The sequence below is a fragment of the Pseudoalteromonas sp. B131b genome (assembly GCF_037162545.1).
Classification (GTDB): Bacteria; Pseudomonadota; Gammaproteobacteria; order Enterobacterales; family Alteromonadaceae; genus Pseudoalteromonas; species Pseudoalteromonas fuliginea.
In genome coordinates this window covers 3,360,144-3,383,675 of sequence record NZ_JARLUZ010000001.1, presented here as the reverse complement: position 1 = coordinate 3,383,675, position 23,532 = coordinate 3,360,144, and the positions used below count along the sequence as shown (strand labels likewise).

11 protein-coding genes, 9 tRNA genes and 1 pseudogene are annotated in these 23,532 nt (G+C 38.7%); 16 read left to right on the top strand and 5 right to left on the bottom strand.

Annotation, left to right across the window (positions count from 1 at the left end; translation table 11 throughout):
• Positions 1-2: 2 nt before the first annotated feature.
• The 13 genes from tolB to P4S65_RS15455 all read left to right on the top strand — a co-directional run bounded on the left by tolB (position 3) and on the right by P4S65_RS15455 (position 5,452).
• Entirely contained in the window at positions 3-1,343 is a 1,341-nt protein-coding gene (gene tolB / locus P4S65_RS15515; protein WP_442961872.1) for a Tol-Pal system beta propeller repeat protein TolB, read from the top strand.
• Between the two features lie 34 nt (positions 1,344-1,377).
• Positions 1,378-1,920, top strand: a complete 543-nt coding sequence (gene pal / locus P4S65_RS15510) for a peptidoglycan-associated lipoprotein Pal (protein WP_007378882.1) — start codon at positions 1,378-1,380, stop codon at positions 1,918-1,920.
• A gap of 13 nt (positions 1,921-1,933) precedes the next feature.
• A complete protein-coding gene (gene ybgF, locus P4S65_RS15505; RefSeq protein WP_033023873.1) occupies positions 1,934-2,683 on the top strand; it encodes a tol-pal system protein YbgF in 750 nt (249 codons plus the stop codon).
• A gap of 171 nt (positions 2,684-2,854) precedes the next feature.
• Positions 2,855-2,930, top strand: a tRNA-Lys gene (locus P4S65_RS15500).
• Between the two features lie 60 nt (positions 2,931-2,990).
• Positions 2,991-3,066 (top strand) — tRNA-Lys (locus P4S65_RS15495).
• 64 nt (positions 3,067-3,130) lie between these two features.
• A tRNA-Lys gene (locus P4S65_RS15490) sits at positions 3,131-3,206 on the top strand.
• Between the two features lie 80 nt (positions 3,207-3,286).
• Positions 3,287-3,362 (top strand) — tRNA-Lys (locus P4S65_RS15485).
• An 83-nt stretch (positions 3,363-3,445) separates the two neighbouring features.
• Positions 3,446-3,521 (top strand) — tRNA-Lys (locus P4S65_RS15480).
• A gap of 24 nt (positions 3,522-3,545) precedes the next feature.
• Positions 3,546-3,621: transfer RNA gene (locus P4S65_RS15475), tRNA-Lys, on the top strand.
• Between the two features lie 83 nt (positions 3,622-3,704).
• Positions 3,705-3,780: transfer RNA gene (locus P4S65_RS15470), tRNA-Lys, on the top strand.
• Positions 3,781-3,843: 63 nt separating this feature from the next.
• Positions 3,844-3,919: transfer RNA gene (locus tag P4S65_RS15465), tRNA-Lys, on the top strand.
• Positions 3,920-4,060: 141 nt separating this feature from the next.
• Positions 4,061-5,101: a quinolinate synthase NadA gene (nadA, locus tag P4S65_RS15460; RefSeq protein WP_096793361.1), complete on the top strand. Its 1,041-nt coding sequence runs from the start codon at positions 4,061-4,063 to the stop codon at positions 5,099-5,101.
• A gap of 261 nt (positions 5,102-5,362) precedes the next feature.
• Positions 5,363-5,452, top strand: a tRNA-Ser gene (locus P4S65_RS15455).
• A 140-nt stretch (positions 5,453-5,592) separates the two neighbouring features.
• Here P4S65_RS15455 and P4S65_RS15450 read toward each other — a convergent pair.
• From P4S65_RS15450 to P4S65_RS15435, 4 genes and pseudogenes are all read right to left on the bottom strand, one after another.
• A pseudogene (locus tag P4S65_RS15450) lies at positions 5,593-8,273 on the bottom strand (CHASE domain-containing protein).
• A 300-nt stretch (positions 8,274-8,573) separates the two neighbouring features.
• The gene (locus P4S65_RS15445) at positions 8,574-8,930 is read right to left on the bottom strand and encodes a hypothetical protein (protein ID WP_337120540.1); all 357 of its coding nucleotides are present in this window, start codon (positions 8,928-8,930) and stop codon (positions 8,574-8,576) included.
• A gap of 13 nt (positions 8,931-8,943) precedes the next feature.
• Positions 8,944-14,751, bottom strand: coding sequence for a pectinesterase family protein (locus tag P4S65_RS15440; RefSeq protein ID WP_337120539.1), 5,808 nt, complete (start codon positions 14,749-14,751; stop codon positions 8,944-8,946).
• Between the two features lie 135 nt (positions 14,752-14,886).
• Positions 14,887-17,850 carry a TonB-dependent receptor gene (locus P4S65_RS15435; RefSeq protein WP_096793358.1) on the bottom strand — a complete coding sequence of 988 codons (2,964 nt, stop codon included), beginning with the start codon at positions 17,848-17,850 and terminating at the stop codon, positions 14,887-14,889.
• A gap of 511 nt (positions 17,851-18,361) precedes the next feature.
• Between P4S65_RS15435 and P4S65_RS15430 the strand changes: the two genes are divergently transcribed.
• Positions 18,362-19,222: an alpha/beta fold hydrolase gene (locus P4S65_RS15430; protein ID WP_337120538.1), complete on the top strand. Its 861-nt coding sequence runs from the start codon at positions 18,362-18,364 to the stop codon at positions 19,220-19,222.
• 68 nt (positions 19,223-19,290) lie between these two features.
• Here the strand turns inward: P4S65_RS15430 and P4S65_RS15425 are convergent, their stop codons facing one another.
• The gene (locus P4S65_RS15425; protein WP_008139141.1) at positions 19,291-19,680 is read right to left on the bottom strand and encodes a DUF2750 domain-containing protein; all 390 of its coding nucleotides are present in this window, start codon (positions 19,678-19,680) and stop codon (positions 19,291-19,293) included.
• 224 nt (positions 19,681-19,904) lie between these two features.
• Here P4S65_RS15425 and P4S65_RS15420 point away from each other — a divergent pair, with 224 nt between their 5' ends.
• Both P4S65_RS15420 and P4S65_RS15415 read left to right on the top strand, forming a co-directional pair.
• Positions 19,905-20,948, top strand: coding sequence for an alkene reductase (locus P4S65_RS15420; protein WP_337120537.1), 1,044 nt, complete (start codon positions 19,905-19,907; stop codon positions 20,946-20,948).
• Positions 20,949-21,142: 194 nt separating this feature from the next.
• The gene (locus P4S65_RS15415; RefSeq protein ID WP_008139144.1) at positions 21,143-23,512 is read left to right on the top strand and encodes a TonB-dependent receptor domain-containing protein; all 2,370 of its coding nucleotides are present in this window, start codon (positions 21,143-21,145) and stop codon (positions 23,510-23,512) included.
• The last annotated feature ends 20 nt before the right edge of the window (positions 23,513-23,532 follow it).

Sequence of the window (23,532 nt, the reverse complement as noted above, 5' to 3'; positions counted from 1 at the left end):
AATTGCCTCGTTTAGTGCTGTTATTTGGTTTTCAGGGCATTGCTAACGCAGCCCTTGAAATTGTAATAACAGAAGGTGTAGATGGTGCAAGACCTATTGCAATTGTGCCGTTTAAATACAATGGTGTTGGTCCAATTCCTGAAAAAATAAGTGATGTTATTGCTGCAGATCTCATGCGTAGTGGTAAGTTTAAGCCTGTAGATGTTATGCAAATGCCGCAACAACCAAACAAAGATGCTGACATTGATTATGCATCTTGGGTTAATAAAGGTGTTGAAGCGATACTTGTTGGCGAGGTTGAGCAACAGACTGATGGACGTTATTTAGTACGTTATGAGTTAGTCGATGTTATTCGTGGTCAAATCACGGGTGGTGAAACGCAAATGATGAGTAATGGTAAGTTACTTAAAAGCCAAGATCATATTTTAGAAGCACGAGATAGTGTTATTGGCATAAGTGGTTTCCGTCGTTATTCACATCGTATTAGTGATGTCATTTATGAGAAATTAACGGGTGAGAAAGGTGCTTTTTTAACCAAGATTGCGTACGTAATTGTACGTGATGGTGATGATAAGCCTTATCAGCTTGTTGTATCAGATTATGACGGGTTTAACGAACAGGTGTTACTACGTTCGAAAGAGCCACTAATGTCACCGGCTTGGTCACCTGATGGCACAAAATTAGCGTATGTGACATTTGAAAACCGTCAAAGCCAAATTTATATTCAAGATTTGTATACCGGTAAGCGTGAAGTTATTGCAAGTTATCGCGGTATTAACGGTGCTCCGCAGTTTTCGCCAGATGGTAAAAAGCTTCTTTTAGTGCTCTCTAAAGACAAAACGGGTGCTACAGAAGTTTACTTATTAGACTTGGCAACACGCAAAGAAATACGTCTTACGCGACATCGTAGTATAGATACTGAACCATCTTGGTATCCAAATGGTCAAGATATAGTGTTTACCTCTGAAAGGGGTGGTAATGCTCAGATTTATAAGTTAAATTTAAAAAATGGTAGGTCACAGCGATTGACCTTTGATGGTGATATGAACCTTGCGGGTTCGATAACACCAGACGGTAAAGAATTAGTGATGGTTAACCGTACCAACGGGCAGTACCATCTTGCTAAGAAAGAGCTTGCTACGGGCGCGTTTCAAGTATTAACGCGAACTCGCCTAGATGAATCACCGAGCATAGCACCAAATGGTTCGATGATTATTTATAGCACGCTTCATAATAATAAACAGGTACTCGCGCTGGTATCAATGGACGGTCGCTTTAAAGCTCGTTTACCTGTGCTTGACGGACAAGTAAAGGCGCCAGCTTGGTCGCCATATTTACAGTAATATTACTGGTTTACTCAAAATAGGAATCTACTTAATGCAACTTAACAAAATACTTAAAGGCCTGCTAATTGCTGTGCCAGTAATGACATTAGCAGCTTGTAGCTCATCTTCGGATATTGATGAAGGTGCTGCAAATCAAACAAATGAAGCTGTTGTTGAACAATCGACAAATACAGACACAGTTGAAGTGGCTACAATTTCTCCTGAGCAACAAGCAGAAGAGCAACTTCGTCAAAAATACGAAGCACTACGCCAAGAGCAAGTAATCTACTTTGATTTTGATAAAGCGACAGTTGAAGGCAAATACGCTGACTTACTTCGTGCTCATGCTGAATTTTTAGTTCAAAATTCATCAGTTAAAGTACTAATTGAAGGCCACGCAGATGAGCGCGGTACGCCAGAGTACAATATTGCACTAGGTGAGCACCGTGGCCAAGCTGTTGAGAAATACTTACAAAGTTTAGGTGTTTCAGCTAGCCAAATGTCAGTAGTAAGCTACGGTGAAGAGAAGCCAATGGTTAAATCTCGCACTGAATCAGCTTTCGCTAAAAACCGCCGTGCGGTACTCGTTTACTAAGATAAGAGATATTATGAAGCCGAAACTTATTTTGGCAGCCATGATATTGAGCGGGAGCACCCAGTTAATGGCTGCTCCCGCTCCTGTTTCAGAAGCTGCAGGTTCACAATCAAGTATTGAGAAGCGTTTAGCATCATTAGAGAGCATGATGCAGTCGCGTAATTTTTTACAAGTAGAGTTACAGCAACAACTCAATCTATTACAAGATGAAGTAAGTCAAATCCGTGGCGTAACTGAAGAACAAAGCTATAAGCTTGAAAAAGTACTACAGCGTCAACGCGAACTTTATCAAGAAATTGAAAATCGCGTAAGCCAAGCATATGCACAACCTGCTGTAGCGCCTGCAGCTGATTATACGCAACCAAGTGATGCACAGACATACAGTAACGATTTATCTGAAAACGAAGCATACGAGCGTGCTGTAGCGCTTATAATGAAGGATAAGCGTTATGATCAAGCAATTCCTGAGTTTCAAACTTTTTTAACGTCATACCCAAACTCAGTTTATGCATCTAATGCACATTATTGGCTTGGGCAATTGCTGACGATTAAAAATACGCCAGTAAAAGCAATAGAGCACTTTAAAGTGGTTGTTAATGAATTTCCTAATTCAAATAAACGACCAGATGCAATGTTAAAGCTAGGAACACTTTTGCAAGAGCAAGGTTTAGCAGAGGAAGCTCTAAAAATTCTGAATGATCTTGTTAATCAGTATCCAAGTACAACTGCTGCAAAATTGGCCACAGAACGCTTATCAAAATAATTGAATCGGCTTGATTAGACTGCTTTTTGTCATAAGCGGTCTAAAATTGGTCAACTAGGCATAAAAACTTAAAAAAAGAGACAATTTCGGTTGCACTCATTTTATAAATAAGTATTATAAGCGCCCGCAGCAAACGAATGGTTACCCCACTCGAAATGCGGCAAAAAGAGCGGGTTATTAGCTCAGTTGGTAGAGCAGTTGACTTTTAATCAATTGGTCGATGGTTCAAATCCATCATAACCCACCATTTTTAAAATGGTCTTTTATCGGCGGATTTACGTAGTATTTAAAGTTGTTAAATTAGAGCGGGTCATTAGCTCAGTTGGTAGAGCAGTTGACTTTTAATCAATTGGTCGATGGTTCAAATCCATCATGACCCACCATTTTATATTTATAAATAATATAATGGTTTAACTTAGACTTTAGTACAGACAATTATATCAGAGCGGGTCATTAGCTCAGTTGGTAGAGCAGTTGACTTTTAATCAATTGGTCGATGGTTCAAATCCATCATGACCCACCATTCTTTATTCCTTGTGAATACGGTTTGGTATCAATCGGCGGATTTACGCAAGCTTATTTATTTTAAATAGGTGCATGAGCGGGTCATTAGCTCAGTTGGTAGAGCAGTTGACTTTTAATCAATTGGTCGATGGTTCAAATCCATCATGACCCACCATTCTTTATTCCTTGTGAATACGGTTTGGTATCAATCGGCGGATTTACGTAAGCTTCATTCATAATTGAATAAGTGCATAGAGCGGGTTATTAGCTCAGTTGGTAGAGCAGTTGACTTTTAATCAATTGGTCGATGGTTCAAATCCATCATAACCCACCATTCTATGAAAATTTATATAAGAGCGGGTCATTAGCTCAGTTGGTAGAGCAGTTGACTTTTAATCAATTGGTCGATGGTTCAAATCCATCATGACCCACCATTCTTTATTCCTTGTGAATACTGTTTGGCATCAGTCGGCGGATTTACGTAAACTTCATTCTTAACTGAATAAGTGCATAGAGCGGGTTATTAGCTCAGTTGGTAGAGCAGTTGACTTTTAATCAATTGGTCGATGGTTCAAATCCATCATAACCCACCATTCTATGACAGTTTTAATCGGCGGATTTACGCAGCTTTTTACAAAGCAGATTTATATTAGAGCGGGTCATTAGCTCAGTTGGTAGAGCAGTTGACTTTTAATCAATTGGTCGATGGTTCAAATCCATCATGACCCACCACTCTCTAATACTTTCCTTTATATTCTTTTTTAAATTCCCACTTTATTTTTTATAAACAGCCTCGCTAGTTTGCTGTTATTTGCTTTGATATTCTCGTATAATTCGCCCTAATTAATGCACTGTAGATAAGTGGTCGAGAACATGAGTCTAGCTCAAACTATTATGCCTGAAGGTTATATCTTTCCCCCTAAGCCAGCACCGTTAACACAAGACGAGCAAGGCGAATATAAAGCGCGTATAAAGCAATTACTAAAAGATAAAAATGCAGTACTTGTTGCCCATTATTATACCGATCCTGAAATTCAAGCACTTGCTGAAGAAACCGGCGGTTGCGTTGCCGATTCGCTAGAAATGGCACGTTTTGGCGCACGTCACGATGCAGATATGATTATCGTCGCGGGCGTAAAATTTATGGGCGAAACAGCTAAAATATTAACACCCAATAAAACGGTTGTTATGCCAACACTTGAAGCAACATGTTCGTTAGATATTGGTTGCCCGATAGACGATTTCTCTGCGTTTTGCGATCAGCACCCAGATCGTAAAGTTGTTGTATATGCAAATACCTCTACTGCGGTCAAAGCGCGTGCCGATTGGATTGTAACGTCATCGTGTGCACTTGAAATTGTAGAGCACCTAGATGAGCAAGGCGAAAAAATCATTTGGGGACCAGATAAGCACCTTGGTAGTTATATTCAAAAAAATACCGGTGCTGATATGCTTATGTGGAATGGTGCATGTATTGTACATGACGAATTTAAAACTAAAGCTTTAAAAGATATGAAGGCGCTACACCCAGATGCAGGCGTATTAGTTCATCCAGAATCGCCAGCAGAGATTGTTGCACTTGCCGATGCAGTAGGATCAACGAGCCAACTCATAAAAGCTGCGCAAACAATGCCCAACAATAAATTTATTGTTGCAACCGATCGCGGTATTTTTTATAAAATGCAGCAACTATGCCCAGATAAAGAGTTTTTCGCGGCTCCAACGGCAGGTGAGGGCGCTTCATGTAAAAGTTGCGCTCATTGCCCTTGGATGGCAATGAATGGCTTAAAAGCGATTGAGGAAGCCCTAATTGACCCGAAAGGCAAAGAAGTATTTGTTGATATGGATTTACGCGAAGGCGCACTTAAGTCACTTAATCGCATGCTTGAATTTACCGCGAGTATGGCTAAGTAACCTGAGCTCTGGCTAGAGAAAATAAATTTAAATATCATCATATTCAATACGTAGTTAATCTCTTAATCAGAGTTCAGGTTAAGTCATTTTAAAGTTTAAATTAAAAACGGTTAAATCTTGAATTTAGCCGTTTTTTATACTTAAACGTAAGTTATTGCTTGATAAGTAAGCACTTGAAGGTTGATATTTAAAAATGCCTTGCACCTTGTGGGCCTATTTCATACTATAGCGTGCCGTTGCATTATACAATTGCAACACTGTGGAGGGATGGCTGAGTGGCTGAAGGCGCACGCCTGGAAAGTGTGTTTAGGTTTATCCCTAACGAGGGTTCGAATCCCTCTCCCTCCACCATTATTCTTAAGGCCCAGTTATTAATTTAACTGGGCTTTTTAATGTAAAGTAAACTCTGCTCAACTATTGTTTAGGCGCGACAAAGTAATTTGGAGTATGTTGTTAATTCAATCTACTTAAACTTGATTTGTTGAGGCATATCAAATGTTTTCCTCTGTATTATTCATATGTAGTGCTTTTATTAATTCTTGTTTTTCAATAGGCTTAGAAATATAGCCATCAAAAAGTTGTTTATACAATTCTTTTTGTTCAGTAAAAACATTGGCCGTTAGGGCTATAATGACTTGTTTACTATTTATTTTTTTATTTTTTTACAGGCCTCAAAACCATCCATTTTCGGCATCTGAATATCCATAAGAATAATGTCAGGTAACAACGATTCATATAATGCAATTGCTTCAAGCCCATTATTAGCTATTACAATATTGGCTTTAGTCGGCTCTAACATTGCAGTTGCAACCAGTTGATTAATTTTGTTGTCTTCTGCGATTAAAATTGTTTTGTTTGATAAATCAGGAAATTCTAAATACTTTGTATTTAGATCTATTGCTTTTATATTTGCTTTCTTCAGTGGTAAATAAACACAAAATTGGCTTCCAGAGTTTAATGTGCTGGTCACTTTAATTTCACCTTTCATGAGGCTAATTAACGATTTTGTTATTGGTAAGCCAAGCCCTGTTCCACCATATTCTCTGGTAGTAGACGTTTCTGCTTGCTCAAAGCGTTCAAATAATCGATCAATTGCATTTTGTGATATACCAATGCCTGTATCTGAAACAATGCCGTATATTTTATTATCGTCAGTTAACTTAAACTCAACGGTTACACCACCTTCGTGGGTGAATTTAATGGCATTAGAGATTAAGTTAATGAAAATCTGTCTCAGCCTAACCGGATCACCTATCCAATAGTTGTGATCAATATTAGATATGAAACGTAAGTAAATGCCTTTCTCATTAGCAAAAAGTGCGAGATCCGACTCTAAATGGTTTATCAACTCATTCAGTTCAAAGTGCATGCTTTCTAATGATAATTTACCGGCTTCGATTTTAGAAAAGTCGAGAATATCGTTGATGATGGTTGTTAATGCTCTTGTTGAGTATAATGATTTTTTTAAATATTCTTGTGATTTTTCATTAAGTGGCTGCTCTTGTAGTAGTTGCAAAGTACCTAAAATACCATTCATTGGGGTACGAATTTCGTGACTCATATTTGCTAAAAACTCTGATTTAGCCTTAGAGCTTTGCTCTGCTAATTCTTTTGCTTGTGCAAGTGCTTCTTCATGTTTTATTTGCTGTGTTAAATCAAATGCGATACCTAAAAAACCAACTACTTGACCTCTATTATTGAGCAATGAGGTAATGCTTAAATTAATTTGGATATGCTTACCGTTAGAATCTATGTATGTCCATTGGTTTATATCAGGTTCGGTGGGGGTTGCTTTAACGACAAATACTTCAAAGCCAGGTTTAATAGGTTTGTTTAATTCTTTTGTTAATTGCTGCGCTTTTTTAACTACTTCATCTTCTACATGAAAAATACTCGGGTTTTTGATACCAATAATTTCGCTGGCTTTGTAGCCAAGTAGTTTCTCTGCAGCAGGATTAAATTCAGTAATTAGGCCGTCTTTGTCTGTAGCAATAATAGAGTAACTCGCACTGTCTAAAATACTGCGTTGTAAAGTACTTATATCGGCTATTTGTTGGGTGCGTAACTTTACTTCAATTTCTAGTTTTGAATTTGCTTGTTCAAGTATTTGTTCGTGCTTTTTAGCGGCTTCTACTTTGAGTTTTATTCTTTGTGCCCTGCGATAAAAAAATAGCTGTAGAGCGAATATAAAAAACATTGAGAAGACGGTTAAAAAGACTCCATCAACGAGTGCTTGATATTTATTAGCTAAATGGAGGTTGGCGATAAAAGATTGAGAACCATGCAGTGTTACTTTCCAGCTTCGTCCCATAATATTGATAGTATTAGAAGTTTGAAACGCGGTGTTATTATTCTTATTGCCGTAATTAAAAAAGGTAAATTCAGTACTGTTATTTAAATCACTGATGCTTAAACTATTTTCGTCTACTTGAGAAAGTGACTCTAAAATATTATTAATTAATAGAGGGGCATAAGTCCAACCTACTAATTTTTCTAGGCGGTGTTGTGTATTTTTTGGCACGATATTTTGTTGATATACAGGGAGTAAAATCAAAAAACCTTGCTGTGGTTTTTTGTCAGCCTGTACTAAGGTAATTGGCGCCGATAATTGGGTGCTATTGTTTATTGCTGAGTTGAGTGCTGCTTGTCGGCGTATGTTCTCAGAGCCAATATCAAGACCAAGTGCTTTTGAATTATTTTTTTCAGGAAAAATATACTGAATAATAAAATGCTCATCGTTGTCGTCTTTGAGTGACTTTAAACTAAAGGTATTATCGGGCCGCTCGTTTTTAGCGTGTTCTAAAAATTGAGCTAAATGCGCTGGTGATACTCTTTTAATAAAACCGATACCATCTGCACCAGGGAATTCTAAAGTATAATTTCGGCTATTTGAGTAGTTTTGCATCGCTTGATAATTTAAATTATCAATGCCAATACCGTGTATAAATCCTTTTAAGCCGAATAGCCCATATTGATATAAATTAACCCTATTGATGATACCTGTGGATAATGAGGAAAGTCGGTTGTTTAGAGCCGTTGAAATAACAGCATTACGTTCGCGTTGATATTGAATATGCTGAGAATAAGTGAAAGTAGCACCTATAATGAGGATAATAATTTGGATGATTACTTGTAGTAAAAGCCCATTATTAATCCTGCTTTTTGCAAGCATTCATTCGTCCTTTTATATGTACTTATATAAGCGTTTAGTATCTTATGCTCGGACTAAATATAGCACTTATTTTGAATGTTACAACTTAGGCTTTTTTTGTAATTTATATAATGGACAATACCTTATAGAGTTGTATCGACTTAAATTCGAGGTAATATGTTAATCTTAAGTTGTTACTTATTGTGTTATTTGAGCTGGACTTATGTGTAATAAGAAATAACTAAAAATGTAGTTTTATATTAAAGATATAAAAATGAAAGCCCCATAGAATCAACATAAAGGGCTTTTTACTTGGGAAGGTTACTGAATTGTTAATTCATCTATCGTAATAGTTGCCTCACTCTCTGTACGGATAGTTATAAAAGAGGTTGGTGTGGCAACAAAACCATCAACAGTATAGGTTTGCCCCAGTACTAGCTCTTCCAGCTTTATAGAGTAAAACTTAGAACTACCGTTATGTATTGAATTAGCACTTCCTGAGGTATTGTTGTCTACGTATATCTGAAAGCTTTTAGCTGTATTACCGCTTACAGCATCCACCTTGAACGTTACTTGGTAGTTATTTGATAGGTCTAATAATCCGCTTGTTTGCGTATCGCCACCCGTGGTGTTAATGGTCGGTGTTGTATTTGCAATACTAATACGTGTACCGGTCATGGTTAGTTTTCCATTACTTACCTGAACACTGCCTGTAACACGGTGAAATAGGGGTGTTGCTCCCTGCAAGGCCTGATAAGTCACGGTAACGATTACTGAAAAATTCATCAGCGTTGTTTGCAGAAAAATTTTCAGTAAATGGTAGCCCTAACGGCTCTTGAATCGGCGGCTCTGTAGGCTCTTCAATCGTTGGGATATCTAAATCACTTTGATCTATTTTACCAATACCTGCATGCGCAATAACATGATCTTTAATAGCCATAACAGGGGTTAGTGTGTACTCATAAGGCACTTGGTAGCTACTTGTTGGTGTAATTCCATTTTCGGTTACTTCACCCGCTACGTCACCGTCTGGTACTTCACCCCAGGTAACGGTATCACTGAGGTAGTTACCCGATGTATTCCAATAGCCAATAGTATCTGAATAAAACGAGATCACCGGGTTTTTGGTGTTTTCAAAGTAGTTACCTTCTATTTGAAGCTCCGCCCCCATACGTGAATTTATGGCACTAGAGGTAATGTTGTTGTAGTAGTTATTAAATACATGGCCGCGACCGAATCTAAATAAGGGTACTCGCGATACAATATTTTCAAATCGGTTATGGTGAAAAGTAATAAAGCGATTTTTGTTGGTACTGGTGTCATCATCACTATGACCGTGTAATGAGGTTTTCCAGCTATCGTGTAAGTAGTTATAAGAAATTGTGATGTTTTGCGCGCCAGATTTAGAATCAATTAGGCCATCATAAAAATCTTGATCTGAGTCTAGCGATGAATATAACTCATTGTGGTCAATCCAGATATTAGAGGTACTTCCGTTTTCATCGCCTTCAATTGAAATACCATCCTTACCACCGGTAAGCACTTGATTAATTTTTAAATTTTGAATTATGATATTATTCGCTCTGCGAATTTCGATGCCAATACCATCCAAATGACCACGATCTGCTACGCCCACAATAGACACATTATCCATATCTTTTATCTGAATTGATAAGCCATCACCGCCACTGTTCGCATCAGTAATAACACCATCAACATAAATGATAATAGGTGTACTGGTTGCTTTTGCTTCACTTAATGCTGCTTTTAATGATGAGCCATTATCTACAGTTACCACAGTGCCATTAGTACCACCGGTCACATCAAAGTTATAACCAGCAAATCCTAAATTCACGTTAACAGATATTACTTTTACAGGTTCGTCAGGTAACACTGGCACTGGTAAAGGGGTTGGGGTCCACCCTGCGCCATCGCCATAACTTGCAAAAATACTATCACGTTCAAGCAGTTGAGCTACTTCACTTGTTTGTAAAATATAACCACCATTACGGGTGCTTAAATCTAGTGCGTTACCTTGCATATCCATGCTGCCGTATTCACGCCAGCCGCTTGTTGCTGAAGGTGCTTCTGGATTTGGAGCTGGTTGATTTTCAACACCTTGAACAGCCCAGCCAACAGTTGCAATGTGGGTATCAAACTTGTTATTGATAAGGGTTACATTATCAAAGTATGAAGAGCTACCACTACTGCGGGCAAGATATGTTGAATTGTCTAGTACGCCATTACCAATAGGGCCAGGACCATTGGTAAACTCATTGTTTAAGAAAATAAAGCCAGGATCGGTTTCTACCGGTACACGCGCTTGTAAAACATAGCCACCTTTGGTGTCTTGGGTTGGATCTCCATTTTTAGAATCACCTAGGGTACGTATTTCGCTATCTTCAAATAACGAAGTAACTGGGTATCCCCATATGAAGTCTACGTTACCGGCAACTAGCGTGTTGTAAAACCAAGTATAGCCTTTTAGTAGTAGGGTATCTTGCTCACTAATAAAGTTTGCGTTGTTGGCAACTAAACGATATTGGCTATTGAAATAAATAGTTTCAGCTTGATTTGATACGCTGTTACTACGAATGTGCGTGTTTTTTAACGTTAGATTGTTAATAACCAGCATATCTGTGCCTTCAACCAAAAATACACTACGGCCACCGTTTGGAGTACCACCGCCAAGTGCCGCGCTACCACCTGAACCGCTATTAAGTGTTTCGTAGTTTTCGTACTGAATAATAGTGTTGTTTTGGCTTTCACCTTGTAGCGTTATATTATTTTTATTGCGCAGAAATAGCAGCTCATTGTAAGTCCCGTCTTTTATTGAAACCGTTGTTTGCTCATCTTTATCAAGATGCTGCATTGCAAAATTAAGTGCGCCTTGCACGGTTCTAAAGTCAGCAACGTCATTATCGTCCACGAGTAGCTCATTTCCTACTGGGATATTTACTTTGGTTGTAAATGTCCACTGACTGTTATTGCCAAGTCCAGCGAAATCCATGTCATTTAATTTAGCACCAGTAACAACGTCGTCACCGATAACTACACGATAAGTTTGGCCATACTCAAGCACACTGTTGCGAGGCTTAATGATTAATGTATTGTCCTCTAAGCTAATAGGGAAGTAATTTACAGCACGTATGCGATCTTGCCCATGGTAACCAATTACATCGATGTTTTTACCTACTTTTAGGGTATCAACTAAAGTGTCATCACTTTGTTTATAAATCCTAACTTCGCCAATACTACCTAAGGTTGGTGTTACACCGGTAGTATCAAAATCAATTGAAATTAACGTATCAACAAATTGATTATCTGCTGATTTTTCAGGCATTAGCTTACCGCTTAGGTCACCATAATCGGTGCTTGGCATCACAAAGCCTTCGACAACATTTACTTCAATCGTTCTGATTATTGTTTCATCAGAACCTGATACAAACTTAATTGTTGCTTCACCAGCACTGAGCGGGCTTAACGTAACTACATCGCCTGAGACATCAGCAGACACTACGTCTTTATTACTCGATGTAACGCTGAAGGTATCGGGTGTAACACCATCGTCTTTAATTGCTGTCACATTAATTATGAGCGGATCAGTGGTTGTACTGGCATCCCATGCAGGATCTTTATAATCAAGGGTTAATTGAATTGGCTTAATACTTGGATCGCCGACTTTAACGTTATCAAGTTCAAATGAGCGGTTGTTAGTAAACAAACCAATTAGGCCACGAGCGCTATACGTGCTGTCGCTAATTGTGCCCATTTTTTCACCATTCAGGTATGCAGTAAGCTCTGAGTCTATCATTTCAAAGCGGGTGGTATACCAAACGCCATCAGTTGTACCGCCTTTTTCACCTAATAAGATAGGAGACTTAGCTTGTACAGGTCGAGAAATAGAACCGTCAACAGTCACAGCCACTTCTACTTGTGTGCTACTTGTTGAGTTTTGTACATTTAAGCCACCAGCAAGCCAGTTGCCTTCACTTTCATAACGAGCCATTAAGTAGAGCTGTTTGCTCGCTGTTGTACTGTTTTGACGTGGTCGAATATCAGCTTCAAAAAAGTAGTTACCGGTATCTGGCACATTTTGTAATGCGTCTTCAGTGGCTAAAATGAGCTCACCACCAACACCACCGGCGGTGTAACGCATAACGTTGTTACCACTTAAATCTAAAATATCAAATTCACCCACGGCGCCCGCTGTGTTATCTGGTTTTGCAATAATTTTCCAGTTGGATAAATCGCCTGCTGAAAAGTCATCACAAAAATACAGCTCAGGAGAGCTATTACATTTAAACACGCTCGGATCGTCTAAGTATTCGATACGTAGATTTTTAATAACAACCGTCCCGCCATTTTCAGTACGCAGCTGTAAAAATGAAGTTGCTGTTGCAACTTTACCTTCAACAACTAGCGTAGTGTCAGGTACTAAGGTGTTAATTAATTCATTGTAAAATTTTGAGCTAGAGCCATGAATTGACTTTGAGCTGCTAGAGGTATTGTTATCCACGTAAATTTGGAAGTTATTATCACCATCAGGATCGCTCACACTCACGATATCTATCAAAATTTGATAGGGGCGCGATAAATCAAAGCTACCAGTTGTACTTTGATCTGTTTCGGTCGTCTCTACATTTGGCGTTGTATTACCCATTGTAAAGCGGCCACTATTAATTTCTAAACCGGTATCAATAACAGAAACCGATCCACCTGTCTTTTTAAACATAGGGACGATAGAGCCGTCAGCTGCTGTAATCGCGGAAAAATCAGTTGAAAATAAATCACCTGTTACCGTTGTAAAATCAGTAACAAATGGGAATGGCGTTGTCGTGTCTCCCCCTGTTGGTGGTGTGGTTGGATCAGTAGGCTCTTCAATTTCAGGTACATCTGTGGCAACCGTAATTAACTCTAAATTATCTAACGTAATTGATGCCGCGCTATCAGTTCGAATCTGTAAAAATGAGTTTTTAATCTCTGCATTTAATACGCCTTGCGCGCTTTCGCTGTCCAGATCAGGGCCTGTTACTACGTCTTCACCTGGTTTATAGGTATATGTAAAGCGTTGACCTTGAGGTAAATTTTCAGCTGTAATAGCTTTTGAATAAAATTTAGATGCTTTGCCATGTACTGAGTTGTCTTGGCCAGTCGTATTATTGTCAACATACAATGACAGAGTACCCGCATCATTATGGGCAATAACATCAAAGCTAATTGTAAAGCCTTCACTTAAGTTATAAATACCTTTACCCAATGTGTCACTTGGGCTTGTTTCTTTGCCTGGCAGTGTGTTACCAATACTAAAGCGGTCGCCTTCAAGCACTATATTGCCATTTTCAGCATCAAGTTCTAAGCTACCACCGGTTTTGAAGTAAAGAGCAGCACTGCCAATCTCATCACTTACGCTTTTATAGGTAGACTTAAAGAAGTCTTCAGTGGTGGTGTTAAAATCTTCAATAAGTGCTTTGCTGTTCTGTTCTGCTAAATTGTTGAGGTTTTCAAGCTCAATGGCAGCTTGCTCTTCACTAAATACGATAACGTTATTTTTAGCATCGTCGTTACTATCGCATTTTGCAATCATGTCGCTAAGCGATGCGTCATCAGATTGGTGGCACAAACTATACACACTATCAACCGTATTAAATGAACGTGAAATTAGGTATTGTGTATTTGACTCACCATTAACAGCAGTTGTAAAAGCGAGTACGCGATCACCAAATATAAATTCATAATTGCCGTTGCCAATAATTTCACCATCAGCTGTTCTAGTAAATGTGCCCGTGGAGTTAGTATCATCAGCGGGGCTAAAATTAAGTATTTCAATACCGGCAGTACTGCCTTTTACCAAAGGGTTGTATACATCACCGGTAAATAGTGACAAGTTAAATGCATTAGGCTGTGTACTGTTGTATTGCTTATACACAAAATCAACAAAATGTAATATAGCCTGATCAGCATCAATGAGTTCCGTTGTTGGTGTGCCTGCATTTGCTAGCCAAACGTTTACATCTGCCGCAAATTCATCTTCACTACGACTAAAATAATCGGTAATTGTTTGGCCTTCTGATAAGTTGATCGTTGCTGCATCGGCTGTTGTGGCACTAATGGTAATACCGTTACTCACATCGCCATCACTATCAAGTGATTGAAATAATCGCAAGCTGTTTACAACAGCAGGATGAAATACAGTATCGGTTGAAAATAAATTTAAAGGTGACAAGATATTACTTGCCGCAATAGATGGAAACGCAATATCTCCTATTGCAAACGTAATCGCTTCGCCGCGAAAATAGTTAAATTGACCGTTGGCATCGGTTACACCATCAGGTACTGATAAACTTGTGTAACTTAAGCCTGCAACAGGGCTATCTACAAAGGTTCCTTGAATAGCAGGGGCGGGTGCTTCTTTAACGTTAATTGAACTTTCTTCCTGGCATCCCGTTAATATTGTACTGAGTAATAATGTGGTGATTACACTTATTTTTGTTTTCATACATCCCTCCAAGGATGAACTTTTTAGCGTCTGTGTTGGCAGTGTGTGATGCACACGTAGAGTGTGCTAATTTTTAGTTTTGTGTATTTAATCTGTACTCTGGTTAAGAGATTTATTATTTAGAGTTCAGATTATTTAGTAGAATTTATAATTCATACCAAGTTGAAAGGTTCGTCCATAGTTCTCACGCTGATACAGGACAGCACCACCAGATAGCTCATTACCTGCGAAATAGCGAAGATCAGATTGATCGGTTATGTTAATTGCATCAAAGTAAGCGCTTAGGTTTTTGCTAAAGTCATACTTGAGTTTAAAATCTACGGTAGTAATTGCGTCTTGATATATATCCGCCCATTTTTTACATTCGTGGGGATCAGATATATTTGCAGAAGCAGGGCAAGCACCAACTTCTTCAAGGATTTTTGAACGGTAATTACTGATTAAACGAAGTGACAAATCGTCATCTTCCCAACCGAAAGAGATGTTAGCAGTAATATCTGCTTGTCCAGGTAGTGGCATTTTATCTACACGTATAGAATCGTCTAGCGTTGCTTCACTGCTTACTACCGTCATATTACTTTGCCAAAACAAACCATTTTCAAAAAATTGATTAAAGCTCAATTCCATACCATATACATTGGCAGTGTCACCATTGAGTGTGATATCTACTTGATTTAGTTGTAAGTCTTGTAAAATTGCAAACTCAGAAACTTGATTAACGGGCAATGTTAAAGGCAATTCATCCAAGCGCATTTGAATACCTGAAACATCAACGATAAAATTATCAATATCCTTATAAAAAACAGCAAGTTCCATAAAGAGTTCTTTTGAAGGATACCAACCAATTGATGCATCGAAGTTAGTTGAGCTCATTGCAACTAAGTTTGGATTACCTACTTGTAATGCGTTATCAGGGCCTAAAACATAGTTTTGTAAATCAAGTGCGCTTTGGCCATCCTGCGAGTTAAAACAGTCATCGGTGGCTGGATCACACAAGCTAATGTCATTATCAAATTTCGCATAACCACGTGCTTGTTTAAACGAAGGTCGGGTATAACTAGTCCAAAGTGATGAACGTACTAATACCGTATCAGATGGCTCATACCGTATATGCATACTCGGAAAATATTCACTGTAAGTGATACTACTTTCGGGAAGGGGGACAGCTAGATCGAGTGTGTTTATACCATCGAACTTCCAATCATCATTCTCAAGTGACATAAAACCAGTGGATGAGAATTCAGTGTGCGCATAGCGTACCCCAGTGATTACTTTTAAGTTATCCGCTAGACGTAGCTCAGTCATTACGTAGGCGGCATAAGTATCTTCGTTTAATGTATAATCTTCTTTAGTACTATCAATTGACGTTTCACCACCGGTGGCACTTTCGCGCGTAATTGATGTTGCATCAACCATGTATTCCATTTGCGAGCGAGATACAAACGGATAAGAGAAATCACTATTATTAGGTATTGCGTAGTCATAGTTAGTTATATTAGAGTTCGCAACAGTAATACAAGTTTCATCCCCATTGCAGTCACTATCATCAATGCTATAACTCCAGCGATCTTTGTTGTTATAGTGCTCGCGTTCATTATAGGTACCACCAAACTTGATATAATTTATATACTCCGAGTCAAACTGTTTGGTTAAATCTAATTTTAAGCTACTAATTTCGTCAGTACGAGTGCTGTCTTCCATAAACAAGTTATCGTATTCCATGTTGGAAAGATCGCTTAAATCTCCATCAGCTTCACCGTTGAATACATCGCCTTCGTTACTTAATGCAAACCCGCCTAACTCAGCGGCTTCTGCGGGAGTAAGTACACGTGCCACAATACTGTTTTTAGACGCTTTGCCGTAGACAATATTTTCTCTTTCACGAAATTGCACACGACGGTCACCTACAGACTCATCATCTGTTTTTGAATATGCATACTCATAATTTATTTTCCAGTCATCACCTACGTAATTTTCACCCCCAATACTCATATTAATAGTGGTTTTTTCGCCTTCTTGAACAAAATATTGGTTCATTACATCAATGTCAGACAGTGCAAATTCTTTAGTTTCTGAATTTACATAAATAACTTCGTCATCTTGGTCGCCATTATAAAAATTATAGAATTCACGTAGTGCTATATCTTCATCTGTATAGTTTGAGTAATTGGCACGTAAATAGTAGAAACCAGAGTCTGTTGGTTTAAATTCGATATTAACCGTTGCGGTAGTTCTTTCCCTATTTGCTATTTCACGGCGGTTTTCTAATTGCGCAGGAGCTAAAATTTCAGGTGCGCTTTCAATGTCTTCCGCAGTTAAGCCTATTCCACCTTTTAAAAAATTTAAATCACGGGTACTGTGATGCCTATTTTCATCCACTTGTGTTTTACGATCTTCGTAAGATAAGGCAAACCCAATACCAATGGTGTCATCAAGAAACAATTGAGTCCCATCAATACTAAATTTAGGAGAGTGTTTTTCGCGCAGCTCATTGTAAGCGTCTTGAATTTTTATTTTTAGGGTATTCTCACCTCGATCATAAGCAGAGATCGATTTAACATTTACAGCACCACCAATTGAATTTAGGTTCATGTCAGGAGTCAGTGTTTTAAAAACTTCAATGGAACCAAGAGAATCACTCGTTATACCGTCCAAACCTACTTTTCGGTCATCTCCTGCGCCAGATAACTCAGCACCGTTCATATTTATTGCTACAAACTTAGGTCCTAAACCACGAACAGCTACGTATTTCCCTTCTCCTTCACTTCTTTCCAGTGTTACACCTGGCATTCTTCTTAATGACTCTGCGACATTTTGATCAACAAAGTTGCCCATGTCATCAGTTGCAATAACTGAACTAAATGCATTACTGTCTCGCTCAAGTGCACGTGCTTTTAAATCAGCTTGGTAAATACCGGTAACACTAATAATTTCAATATCATCTTCTGGTGTTTGAGGTTTACCTTCTTGTTTCGATAATGCACTAGAGATCGGCTTTTCTTTATTGTTAAGCTCATCAGCGGTTGAAGAGCTTTGCCCATAAGAGGGAAGGGCTAATAATAATGCAGCTGCTATTGTGCTGAGTCTCATGCTTTTCATGATTTTTCCTTTATATAAGAGCGTTGTGTGTAACAAAAATGATACTTAGATGTCTATTGCCACCGGTGGCATTTGTGTTTTATGACGTTAACACTTCATTAATAAATATGTCAATCGTTTAATATTCGGGCAGTTGATTTGTGACTACGTAGTTGAATATAGTTATAAAGTATTATTTGAAGTTTTAGTATGTGTTATTTAAGGCGCTGTAATCGTGGTTTGTTCATACTTTTAGATGTGTTCTAATTAAAAAAGAAAATAAATCAGCTTGGGTCGTTAATCTACTTATTTAAAAATTTATTATAAATACGAAAAGAGTATAAGGTTTTGTGCTAATAAACTTTTTATAGTTAAAAAAGCGACTGACTGTTTAGTTAGCCGCTTTTTAAATTTATTTAGGAGCTGTTGATTTTTTCGGATTAAAATTTTTCCTAAATATCAATTTTATTACCTCTTCATATCACTCTTATGATAGAACTACACAAATAAATAATAAAAATTAAGCTAATACATGGTTTCCCTACAGCAGTGGCAGTCTCAGGGTTCATTTACCCAAATTAATGGTCATCAAATATTTACAAAAGTAGCCGGCGATGTAACAAAACCTGCAATACATGGCTTTCCAAGTGCTAGTTGGGACTGGGAAGGTATGTGGCAAGCGCTTAGTGAACATTATTTTGTAATTACACTCGATATGCTAGGTTTTGGTTTGTCAGATAAACCTAAAAATGCAGGCTATAAAATTACTGAACAAGCCGACTTATATACTCAATTTTTAAAAACGTTAAATATTAATGATATACATATTTTAGCTCATGACTATGGCGATACTGTGGCTCAAGAGTTATTAGCAAGGCAAGTACATAACCAAAGTGCCATAACGATCAATAGTGTTTGCTTTTTAAATGGTGGACTGTTTCCAGAAGTGCACAAACCCTTATTTATACAAAAATTATTATTATCTAAGTTTGGTTGGCTAGTGCCAAAATTAATGAATAAACAAAAATTTGCCAATAATTTAGTGACTATTTTTAGTAAAAGTACACCCCCTTCAAAACAAGTGGTAGACACACTTTGGGAGTTGCTAATTCATAAAAATGGTTTAGCCGTTATGCCTAAACTCATTAGTTATATAAAGCAGAGGCAGCAAAACAGAGAGCGTTGGGTTGGTGCCATCATAAATAGCAATATACCACTTACGTTTATAGCAGGCGCAGAAGATCCCATCTCTGGTAAGCACATGATTGAACATTATAAAAAGCTGGTCCCCAATGCGCGCGTACAAGAGTTTGTAGAGCTTGGGCATTATCCGCAAGTAGAAAATCCAGATGCAATTACGCAGGCTTACTTGAATTTTAGATATTGCCAATAAAAACGCGGCTACTAAATTAAGTGCCGCGTTTATAAATTTTAGAACTCTGAGTATTTAGGCTTTGAACCTTAATATTTTTTCTTCGGTGCTCTTAATTGTTTTTCAAACTCATCTGAAAACAATATCGTGCCGTCGTCTTCCTCAGTAGGAAAGGCAGCAATAAGTAAATCATCCTCTTCAAGGCCTGGTGTCCAGCGACTAAACCAATCAGCAAGTGGAATTGCTTTAGCGCTACAACCAACCCATTCGCCAGTTGCCCATGCCTCTGCAAATTCGCGAGTTGGCCAAACTGGAACACAGTCGTCATCTTCGTTGGCAAGCATAACGCAGCCATCATCATCGTTTAAAATCCATACTTGTTTAAATTGTTGTACGGTTTCGAACATATAGGCTAGGCGTTTTTTTGCCCCAAGCCCTAAAATTACTGCGTGTTCTTCACTTAAATTTGGCGTTGTCATAATTAGCTCACTCTTAATTACTATATCTAAATTATATGCACACAAGTATATCGAGTTATATGACAGAGTGTTGAAAAGTTGTTATTTAATTTCAGCAATGCAGATCTAATTTGTATATTGACCAGTATAAGTCCTCACTAATTTGAGCGATCACTCAAGATAAGCTTGAATGTTTGTAAAAAGGCCACATTGTAGTAAGCATATATTTAATGAAGGATTAAAAAATGACAACCGATCTACTTGCTCCGTTTAAACTAAATAACACGATTGAGCTTAAAAACCGCGTACTTATGGCGCCATTAACGCGTTGTATGGCTGACGATAACTTAGTGCCAACACAAGATATGGTTGAATATTATGCTCGCCGTGCCGAAACTGGTTTAATTATTAGTGAAGCAACTATTATTCGTCCAGATGGACAAGGTTACCCAAATACACCGGGTTTATTTAACAGTGAGCAAATTCAAGGTTGGAATAAAGTAACTGACGCAGTGCACGCTAATGGCGGCAAAATGTTTGCACAGCTTTGGCATGTTGGCCGTGTTGCACACCCTCACTTTTTTGATGGCGATGTACTGGCACCATCGGCAATTGGCGTTGAAGGCTCAGTACCTCGTATGCGTGAGCTTACATACATCACACCAAAAGCAGCGACTATAGATGACATTAAGGGCCTGGTAGCTGATTACGCAAAAGCGGCAGAAAATGCGATTGAAGCGGGTTTTGACGGAGTAGAAATTCACGGTGCTAACGGGTATTTGATTGACCAGTTTTTACATTACGCTGCAAATACACGCAGCGACGAATACGGTCAAACGCCTGAAAATATGTCGCGTTTTGCACTAGAAGTAACCGATGCGGTTATTGCTGCTGTAGGCAGTGATCGTACTGCACTTAGATTAACACCGGGTGCTTACTTTAATATGAGCGAAGATAACCGTGATAAAGCGGTATTTGATTACTTATTACCAGAGCTTGAGAAGAGAGATTTAGCATACTTACACGGCGGTATTTTTGACGACAGTACAGCGTTTGAGTCGCTTGAAGGTAAAACAACGTCTGAATTTTTACGTGCAGGCTACAAAGGTACATTAGTAGGCGTTGGCAGCTATACTTTTGAGTCAGCAAAAGAGGCAATTAACGATGCTAAGTTTGATCTTATCGCTATTGGTCGCCCGCTTATCGCAAACCCAGATTACATTAGCAAAATTGCAAACGGTGAAGAACTAGTACCTTACAGCGATGAAATGCTAGCTGAATTAAAATAACAGCTAAATATCATATTTAGTTATTAAGGCACCTTAAGCCAAACCTTTGGGTGTCTTTTTTTGTACATATTCCCGCCATAAATCTTCCATATTTGTTTAACCTTTATGTAAATAAAGTTCATCCTCGTTGTCATATTTAAAATTCATACTGTGCTCGTTTTCATATTTCATAATTAAAACTAAACGGGACAACAATGTACGCCTTAAAAAACAAATCGCTATTGAGCATGGCTATTGCCATGGCTGTATCAACATCTACTTATGCTAACGACAGCACCATAGAAGAAGTAACCGTTGTAGCTAAACCAACGAGCTACGCTAACAATGTTATTGAGCCTGCAATGCTTGAGCAGCAAAGTTCGGTATCGAGCATATTATCGGTTATTGATAACTTACCAGGTATTAGCATAAACGAAGGTGATGCATTTGGTGGCGACGATTGGTCTACTACAATCACTATGCGTGGTTTTAGTATTGATGGGAACCAACAACAATTAGGAATGACCGTTGATGGCATTCCCAATGGTGGCTCTAATTACGGCGGTGGTGCTAAAGCTAACCGTTACTTGGAGAGCGAAAATTTAGCAACGGTAGAAGTAGGTCAAGGTACGTCTGATATTAAGTCGGCTTCACTTGAAGCACTAGGCGGGACATTTAACTTTGTAAGTAAAGACCCAAGCCTTGAAAAAGGCACTACCTTTGCTTATACATCAGGCAGCCACGATGCCACGCGTTATTATATTAAACACGAAACAGGCACTGTTTTTAATAACACACAAGCGTACGTAAGTTACTCGCAAACAGATACAAGCCGCTGGATTGGTTCAGGCAGTAATGGGGGCAAAGACAACCAACACGCTGAGCTTAAGTTTGTATCTAATTTTGACGATTTAACGCTCACTGGTCGTTTATCTTACGATGATGTAAGCGAGACAAACTATAACAGCGTAAGCCTTGAGCAGTTTGAACAAACACCCGATTGGGATCAGCTAACATGGAATTGGACAGGAGTTCCGCATTTTGACCAAATGTTTGCAGAAGGTTGGGGAACGCTTCGTGAAAATACCTTAGGCTATTTAAAATTTGAATACGCGATTTCGCCAACTTCATTATTAACCGTTAGTCCTTATTATCATAAAAATTCAGGTCGCGGCGATTGGATCCCACCTTATTTAACAACGCCTGTTGATGAAAATGGCGACCCAACAACCGAGGGTGGCACTAATGCAGGCTCTTATGGTTTTGCTGATAGTGAAGGCAACCCGCTTGCACCCAATGCCGATTGTACGCAAAGTTTGAGCTGGCCATGGGAGTCGGGTCCTGGTTTAAATCCTGCGTGTTACGATGCAACAGCAACGCCTGTTATGTCTTACCGCCATACGCATTACAACAAAGATCGTTTAGGTGTAACGGCAAATTACCAAGCTACATTTGGTGATCACGATATCGAAGCGGGCTTTTGGTATGAGCAAAGCGAACGTGATGAATCGCGTGATTGGCACAAAGTAATTGATGCGCGTATTTATCATCACTTTGATAGCACGCCTTACTGGACACAATACAAAAACACTTTTGATACCGATACATTCAAATGGTACCTACAAGACTCGATTAATTTTGGTGACTTAACATTAAATATTGGTGCAAAACAATATTTAGTTGAATTACAAAAATACGACCACTTTGCTAACGAAAGATCAGATAAAGTAGATAGCGATTCAGACGTGTTATTTAGTGGTGGTGTATTGTATCAGCTAAATAACAGCACAGAATTATTTGCCAGTTACAGCGAGAATTTTTCAGCAATTAAAGACGGTGTACTTGAGCGAGATAGCTCAACACTTACAAACATAGAGCCAGAAACTGCCGACAACATCGACTTTGGTGTACGTTACCAAGCCGACAGATTAACCCTTACAGCAACGGCTTACAGTGTTAAGTTTGATAACCGCATTACCTTTATTGCCCCTGGTAGTGGCACAGATGGAATTGATTACACCATTGGTACAAATGGCTCGTACGTAAATGTAGGGGGTATTGACTCAAATGGGCTTGAGCTTGCAGCAAGCTATATGTTAACACCAAGCTGGAGCGTGTACTCGTCGTATACTAATAGCAGTTCTGAGTATTCATCGGATGATCCAAATGCATACGATTCACAGGGTGTAATATTAAGAGATGAAAGTGGTAATGAGGTAGCACCGAGCTTTAGAAAAGGCGACAGCATAATAGATTCATCAGAGGATTTATTTGTGGTATCTACCGATTACTTTAGCGATGGCTTTCGTGTTGGTTTATCGGCTAAATACACCGGTGAGCGCTTAGGTGCATGGCAAGACGAAGACACTCGCACGCGTAATAAAGTAGACGGCTACACCGTACTTGATTTTAATGCAGGTTATTCAACTGACGTAGATGCAGGTCCGTTTAAAGCCATTGACGTATCGTTTGTTGTTTATAACGTTACTGACAAAAGCTACTTAGCAGGTGGTACTGGTAACGGCGCTACTTATTACATTGGCGCGCCACGCACCGCAGCAGTTACATTTACTGCTGACTTTTAATTAAGTTTTAGTAATTGAAT